Source organism: Calditrichota bacterium (genome assembly GCA_013152715.1).
In the GTDB taxonomy this organism is placed as follows: Bacteria; Zhuqueibacterota; Zhuqueibacteria; order Thermofontimicrobiales; family Thermofontimicrobiaceae; genus 4484-87.
On record JAADFU010000055.1, the window covers coordinates 1 to 7,318 of the forward strand.

A 7,318-nucleotide genomic window follows, 5' to 3' on the forward strand; every position below is an offset into this window, starting at 1 on the left:
CCAACTTTTCCCATTGTCATCAGAGAGCAATCCCGACTGTCCTTCCAAATCTTTGGCAGCTAAATACTCGGGACGATTGACAAACTGGCACCATTTTTCTATCATTTCATCGGGATAAGAATTGGGCGGCAGATTACGATATTTGTCGCAGCTCCAGAAAGTTGACCAGAAAGTAGCCAGAACCACGCCATTTTTTCCCACTGTTAATCCCACATCCCGATCGTCAATAGGTGTGTCAAATAAAACTTCCGGTTTTAACCACGTTTTGCCGTTGTCGGTCGAGCGCACCAGCATGATTTTCCCGTCAGGCCCCAGATGTTCTTCGTTCAAACTAAATGCAACGAGGATATCGCCATTGCCCGCACGAACAACTGTGGGCCAGGCGCAATATTCATCATGGGAAGCGTAAATTTGAATGTGTCGAATGATCGGTGATTGTTTTTTCTGACAGGAAAATAAAAATAAGACAATTGATAGAATCAAAGCATAACGATATTTCATAATTCCTTCCTATTTTTTGGAATTCATCCATAAGGATTTTATTCGAGTTGACAAGGGACAATAAAAAGCTGACGTCTAAAATCCAGTCGCTATCTTTGGAATTAATCCGTAAGGATTTTATTCGGGTTGACCAGAAACCATAAAAGGCTGACGCCTAAAATCCGCAAATAAAAATTTCGTAATTTCAATCCGCGAAAATCCGTTTAATCCGCGCGGAACGACCGCCATTTTTTTGGCGGTTCATCCGCGTGCTATCTAATCTTCCTCCTGAATTCATCCTGATAAAGCCCAATTTTCTCCACCGGAATCGGCTCAAACCCAATTTCAAATGCCGGTGAATTTTTCTCCAGATAAAACTTCTCATCTTTAAATCCTTTGATGCCGGGATTTCCTTTGAAGAAAGTATTGCCGCTCATTTTTTCCCGAACCATCGGATCGTCGATGGAATAGCGAACATAATCTTCGGTCTGATCTGTGCTTTCACTCATCTGCACAACCACCGAGTCTGCGATAAAATTATTTTCAACTTTCACAATGTCAAAATCCAGTCCGTCCCACAAATCAATAAACCTGCCGCCGTAAGAAACATTTCGCTCAATGACATTGTTTTTGGGCACTGCGGGATCGTCGTTGTAATAATTGAGCAGTTCGGGATATTTTTCGCTGTAAGGCGGCTTGTCAAAATGCACGGCTTCCATGCTGTCAAACAACACCGGATAAAAATGGGGATCGTCTCGTTTGAAATATTTGAAAGCCCAGCTCGTTCCGCGGGCGTCCACATGCACGGACGGATCGCATTCGATGAACAGATTATTTTCCACGCGGTTGTCTCTGCCGCCGCCGATAAAGGCAGCCTTGCCGGCTTTGTAAAAAATGTTTCCGTAAATCGTATTCCCGCTGGTAAAATCATCGAAATAAACAGCGCGCACGCCGTAAAGTCCTGGGCCATGCAAATGATGAAAATAATTGTAACGAATGATATTTCCGCGCCAGGTCCAATTTCTGCCGGTGTAAAAAGCGCCCACGTCGCCGGTTTCTTGAGCGATGTCATGGACCTCGTTGTACTCGAGAATATTGTCATTTCCCTGAAAAAGAACTGCTGTGTGCGGAGAGTCGTGAATGTAGTTGTGTGCCAGATAGTTTCCAACACCGTAAAGGTGAATTGCCGGCGCGTACGTGCGGTAAACTCTGCCGTAGTCGTGAATGTGATTGTTAACGACGCGAGAATTCCCGGGCGTCAAAGTTGCCCGATCTCCGCTGCTCAAATAAATACCCGCGCCAGCTAAATCGTAAAAATCGCAGGACACAATTTCGTTTTTCTTTCCGCCTTTCAAACTAACAGCCGGATCCCCCACATTGCGAAAAACGCAGCCGTAAATTTGAATCGATGCGTTATTTTGTCCCTGAATCGCTGCAGCGCGCGAATAGTCAAAAATTATCTTTTCCAATCGAATAAACTTTGCCCCGTCGAAAACCATCAGCGGCTCGTCCAGGACGGAAAGCACGGCCTCGCCCGACTCAATATCAGCGGGCGGGTAGAAAAATAGTTTGCCCGAATTTTTATCAATGTAATATTCGCCGAGAGTGTCCAGTTCGGCTAACACGTTGTAAAAATAGAACCGCTGACCTTTGACATAGCCGTAACGATTGTAAGGCAGCGCAGGATAAACTTCCGAATTTTGCACGTCAAATTTCCCGACGCTTTCGTAGGTGTCTGACCAATCCCAGGCAAAATAGCCGTGCATCCACACATTTTCGTCTTTGGACCAGGAAAAAGGGCGTGGGTCTGATACGCGAAATCTTCCGTAGTGCCGACCGACGCGAATGCCGTATCTTTTTTGATAAGGAGAACCAGCGTAAGCTAATTTTTCCCCGAATTGTGGCACTTCAGCAATTTTCAACCAGCCGGAATTGGGATACCGCGCGACAGTCATGGCTTTTCCGTTAAAAAATAATTCCATTTCCAGCGGCTTGTTAGGGCGAAAAGTAAATCCTCTTTCCACACGTGGGGGGATTTTTTCAATGCCAGTCTTTTTCAAATCAATCTCCAGGACCTGATCAGCGACTTCCGCTCTGATGTGCGCGTGGGCATTTTCGTCTGTCAGTTTGTGAAATCCGGCAATTTCCTTCCCCCCTGAGAAAACAACCTTCTCGTCCGGATATGGCTTCCATTGCACCAATGCAGTATTCGTACCGGAATCTTCTCTTTCAAAAACTAACGAATGCGAAAAATGATAAGTCCCCGCGCGAAAATAGACTGTGATGCCAGTTGGCGGTAATTCATTTTTTTGAATCATTTCCCGAACCGCTTGTTTCGCCCGCTCTGGCGTCAGAAATGGACCGTCACTGCCACCGGAATTTGGTTGCGCCAGAGTACCCGACCATTGATCGCTTCCGTGCGGCGACACAAAAAATGAATTCTTATCTAAATTAGCCTGGCGGCAACTAAAAATAATTATCAGCATGAGAGACAAAAACCAACTCGCGGCGCGCATTTTTCATCCTTCCAAGATTTTTGTACAAACAAATTTCCGGCTTCAAATGTTTTGAACTAATTTCTGATGAAAAAATTTGTCCGGGCAGCCGCGTAGCCAATGATTTCCAACACAATTGAAAACCAGCCCATCTTGCGCTTGCTCTGTTTTTTAATTTATTTTCAACAGCCTGATTTTTCAATAAAGTAAACGACTTGGTAGTTCATTTTCACAATCGAATCCCGATCCAATCCTGTCTAAAGCTATTCATTCTTTTCCTAACCATCGATCATTTCGTCGCTTCCGTTGAAAAATCATTAGCGATTCAGCCGGCTGCCAGGACATTTTTGTCTCACTTCATGCCGGCAAATTTAATACCTCTTTCAATAAAGCCACTGCCGACGCTGCATCCGAAGCATAACCATCCGCGCCAATTTCATCAGCGTAGTTTTGCGTGACCGGCGCGCCGCCAATAACCACTTTGACCTGATTGCGAATTCCTTGTTTCTCAAATTCTTTCAACGTTGAATTCATATTCACCATCGTCGTCGTCAGCAAAGCGGACATGCCGATTGCGTCAGCTTTGCTTTCCTTAACGACCTGCATAAATTTATCAGACGACACATCGACGCCCAGATCAACTACTTCAAAACCAGCGCCTTCGAGCATCATTCCGACCAAATTTTTCCCGATATCATGCAAATCGCCTTTGACCGTGCCGATCGCGATCCTCGCCATTGGTTTCACGCCGGTTTCCGCTAATAAAGGTCGCAGAATTTTCATGCCGGCTTTCATCGCGCGCGCCGCAATCAAAACTTCCGGTACGTAAAACTCGTTATTCCGGAATCTTCTGCCGACTTCATCCATGCCAACGATCAAACCTTTGTTCAGCACGTCGCTCGGCGTCAGGCCTTCATCAAGCAACTCATGGGTCAATCTTTCTGCGTCTGGAGCCTTGCCGTTGATCACACTCTCTGCTAACTGTTGTAATTTTTCCATCTTTACCTCCGAAGAATTTTGTGATTCAAATTGCTTTTATTTATTTTTTGTCAATTTAACTTCTGCTTCCACCCAATTTCTTTCCGGAACAGAAATGCTTTTCAAAATTACAGTGTCATAGCCGTCTTTGCGCACAATAATGCGATAATTTCCGGGAGCTAACTTGCGAAACAAAGTGCCATGTGTTGAATCAGTCATCCGTCTGTGCACATCCTCTGTCTCGATGTCAGGAAACCAGACTTCTGCCAATAAAGGCGCTCCGGTTTCGCTGTCAATAGTCTTCACTTTGACGCCAGGTCCTTTCATCTGATCAAGCATGAAGAATGCGCCGGAAAGATTCGCGGCAACAATTTTTTTCAAATCTTCCGCCGAAAAAATGTGTTTCCCTTTTCCTGTTTCCACAATAAAATCAAAAGTTCCAACCACGCCGTACAGCCAGGGATAGGTCTGCCCCACTGTTCCGGCACCGTAAAATTCCTTGTAAGTGCTGTCTCCGCGCACCGCCGTAATGCTTGCAGCCAACCCGTGCGCGATTTTTGTGAGCAACTTGTCGTCTGGCGCTTTTCTGCCGCGCCAATCCCAGGGATAATAAACCACTTCACCCTGACTGTGGTAAGTCACAGAAAGTACAAACTTTTGCTCTAACGCCAGATCCCGTACTGCCAGACACTCGCTTTCGGAAAAAGGCCTCTCGCCGCGATAACGCTCGCTTTTGGGATCGCCGCTGCCGCCGTGCGCCCAGTTGAAATCAAAATTGCGGTTCAGATCAATTCCGTCCGTTTCTTCATAAAGCACGCCATTCCGGTTATTGTCGCGTAGATTCTTTCGCCAGCGCGGATCAATACCACCTGTCACAACGCCATGACCGTCAACATTAATCACCGGAATGAACCAGATTTCGTTTTCATTCACCCAATTTTTTACGCGAGAATCGCTGTTGTAGTGAGTGAGTAAATAATGAATTAAGCTCAGACAAATTTCCGCACCAGCAAGCTCATCGGAATGGATGCAACCGCTGAACAAAATCGCGGGTTCGTCTTCTTCCTCATTGGCATTATCAGAAATTTTCACCGCCCAGATCGGCTGTTTCAGTTGACTCGTTACTCCGATCTGGCGTAATCTCACTAAATCGGAGTACTGGTTTTTCAATTTATTCAATTCATCAACAATTTCTTTGTAAGTGTGGTAAACCGGATTGAGCCGCATCGATTTTCCGTAAAGCGCACGTCGGTACAGATCAATCTCATTTTTAGCGGACATAATTTTTTTAAATTTATAGCCTCGTTCTTCCAGTACTTTCAACTCATTCTCGCTCGTTATTGCCAGCGCCTTTCCTTCGATTACGCCGGTAACAAATTTTATTTTCATTGATTCCAAATCCTGGTGATCTTTTTCAGTAAGAGAAATCTCAATGAGCGCTGTTCGCTTGGGCTGCCGGGGTTGCGCCAGCAACAACGACTGCCAGACAATCAAAATCAATAAAATGAATGCAAAATTTCTTTTCATCATCTTTCTCCGTGCTAATTTCTTCTTAATTCATTAACGGCATCGACCATCGCCAGATAGCCTTCCACCGGAATGTAATCCGGGATTGAATTCCCGGAGCCAATAGCAAACCCACTTGCCATGTCCCGAAATTGTTTCCCTTTTTCCAAAACATACTCATGAATCGTTTTCGGGTCTTCCATACAAAGCAAATTCATGTCAATGCCCCCGAACAGAGCGATTCGATCACCGTATTTTTCAATCCATTCCTCGAATGGCGCAATGATATCTTCGTTGGAATGTTTCGCGTCGATCCCTGCATCAATTGCTGCCTCCATAATGGGAAAAACCTTCCCACAACTGTGAAACAGAAATTTCTTGCCATAAGAATGAACCAGATCGATGATCCTCCGATACTGCGGCACAACATATTTGATGATCGTCTCAGGCGCTAAAAGCGTGGATGATTTAAAACCGAGATCATCTCCCATGCGACAAACGGCAAATAAGTCGCCATATTTTTTCAGCAATGTAGTCCATAAATTCATCATTAGATCACCGATTTTTGCATACAATTCAGCGAACAGATCCGGATCATCGAACATCAGCAGACATAATTTTTCGTACCCTACAAGATCTTCGCTGATTTCAAACACACCATAACCGCAACCGCCAATGGCTTTCATTCCCGGAGGTAGTTCAGCTTTCAAGGCTTCCAGATGCGGTGTCCAGTGATCCCAGAAAATTTCAGGAATTTCATCAAACGGATAGCGCGCAAAATCTTCCCTGTTTTGAATCGGGCCAGGCCTGCCACCCGAAATCGCGCCATGATCCGGCAACATCGGACATATTCCCGCTTCAAAACTGATAGTGTCATACGTCATCTCTTTCCAAAAAGCGCACAGTTGGCGATAGGCATGGCGCATGGCAGAGGCATCCTTTTCATCGAATATAATCGGCTCATCAATGACTTTTTCGATAAATTCATTATTTATCTGGTGTTCGTACAGCGGCAAACGTTCAGGCTTTTTGTTAGACGCGGCCTGTACGATATGTCGAAAATCCGGTTGAAATTCCATTTTTTCTTCTTATTAGTTTCAAAAACCAATTATTCGTCAGACGCCTGCTTTCAATAAGTGCAATCAACTAAACAACTTCTCAAATTTTTCTTGCATTTCATTCCGTCCCATCTGCCAACCGATGACAGTCAAACCTTTGGGAGTTGAGCTGGTATTCTCCTCAATACTTTTCTCGCTGTATTGTCCATGAACTACTTCCACAAATCGCCGTCCCTTTTCAAATGCCACTGTGCCCTTGAGACGAAGAATTTTTGTACCCAATTCAGACAAAAGTTCGCGAAAGGATTCGGCATCAATTTTCTCGTCTGTTTGAAATGACAGTGCATAAATATTTCCCGGAGGCATTGTTGCCATGGCACCTCTTTTTCGCTGGTGTGTCAGCGTGCCTAAAAAATCATCAGGGATCTGCCCAAAACTTACGCGCACAATGGGCGCATGTGGATTCAAATCCCGCAACACTTTCTCCAGCTCATCCACTGCAAATGGCTCGACTTTATCGATTTTATTAATCACAATTCCGTCCGCCCACTCGACCTGACTGCGGGCGGCGCGCATGAACGGAAGAATTTTTACAAAATTTTCCGCATCAACCAGCCCCACATTCGCGCTTATTTCAAATTGCTCCTGCAAGTTTGGAGAATCGATAAATTCCTCCAAATCGCTGGTTTCGGCAACGCCCGTTGCTTCGATAATCACCAGGTCCGGCTTCACTTCATTCGCGATCGTGTTCAAAGTTTTAATGAAATCCGTTTTGATACAAATGCAAAAAAGGCTTCCTTT

6 protein-coding genes are annotated in these 7,318 nt (G+C 45.0%); all 6 read right to left on the reverse strand.

Features of this window, described 5'->3' with window-relative positions; all coding sequences use genetic code 11:
* On the reverse strand, positions 1-501 hold a 501-nt coding region (locus tag GXO74_04735; GenBank protein ID NOZ60965.1), incomplete at its 3' end, for an exo-alpha-sialidase.
* A 251-nt stretch (positions 502-752) separates the two neighbouring features.
* Positions 753-2,996, reverse strand: a complete 2,244-nt coding sequence (locus GXO74_04740) for a right-handed parallel beta-helix repeat-containing protein (protein NOZ60966.1) — start codon at positions 2,994-2,996, stop codon at positions 753-755.
* A 336-nt stretch (positions 2,997-3,332) separates the two neighbouring features.
* A complete protein-coding gene (locus GXO74_04745) occupies positions 3,333-3,974 on the reverse strand; it encodes a cobalamin-binding protein (GenBank protein ID NOZ60967.1) in 642 nt (213 codons plus the stop codon).
* Between the two features lie 36 nt (positions 3,975-4,010).
* Positions 4,011-5,483, reverse strand: a complete 1,473-nt coding sequence (locus GXO74_04750) for a hypothetical protein (GenBank protein NOZ60968.1) — start codon at positions 5,481-5,483, stop codon at positions 4,011-4,013.
* 11 nt (positions 5,484-5,494) lie between these two features.
* Positions 5,495-6,538, reverse strand: coding sequence for a hypothetical protein (locus GXO74_04755; protein NOZ60969.1), 1,044 nt, complete (start codon positions 6,536-6,538; stop codon positions 5,495-5,497).
* Between the two features lie 63 nt (positions 6,539-6,601).
* Positions 6,602-7,318 (reverse strand): hypothetical protein (locus tag GXO74_04760; protein ID NOZ60970.1); only part of this gene is annotated, 717 nt, incomplete at its 5' end.

Bases quoted from the DNA above. Each gene is read 5' to 3' on its own strand.
- GXO74_04740 (NOZ60966.1), bottom strand. From the start codon at position 2,996: ATGCGCGCCGCGAGTTGGTTTTTGTCTCTCATGCTGATAATTATTTTT.
- GXO74_04745 (NOZ60967.1), bottom strand. From the start codon at position 3,974: ATGGAAAAATTACAACAGTTAGCAGAGAGTGTGATCAACGGCAAGGCT.
- GXO74_04750 (NOZ60968.1), bottom strand. From the start codon at position 5,483: ATGATGAAAAGAAATTTTGCATTCATTTTATTGATTTTGATTGTCTGG.
- GXO74_04755 (NOZ60969.1), bottom strand. From the start codon at position 6,538: ATGGAATTTCAACCGGATTTTCGACATATCGTACAGGCCGCGTCTAAC.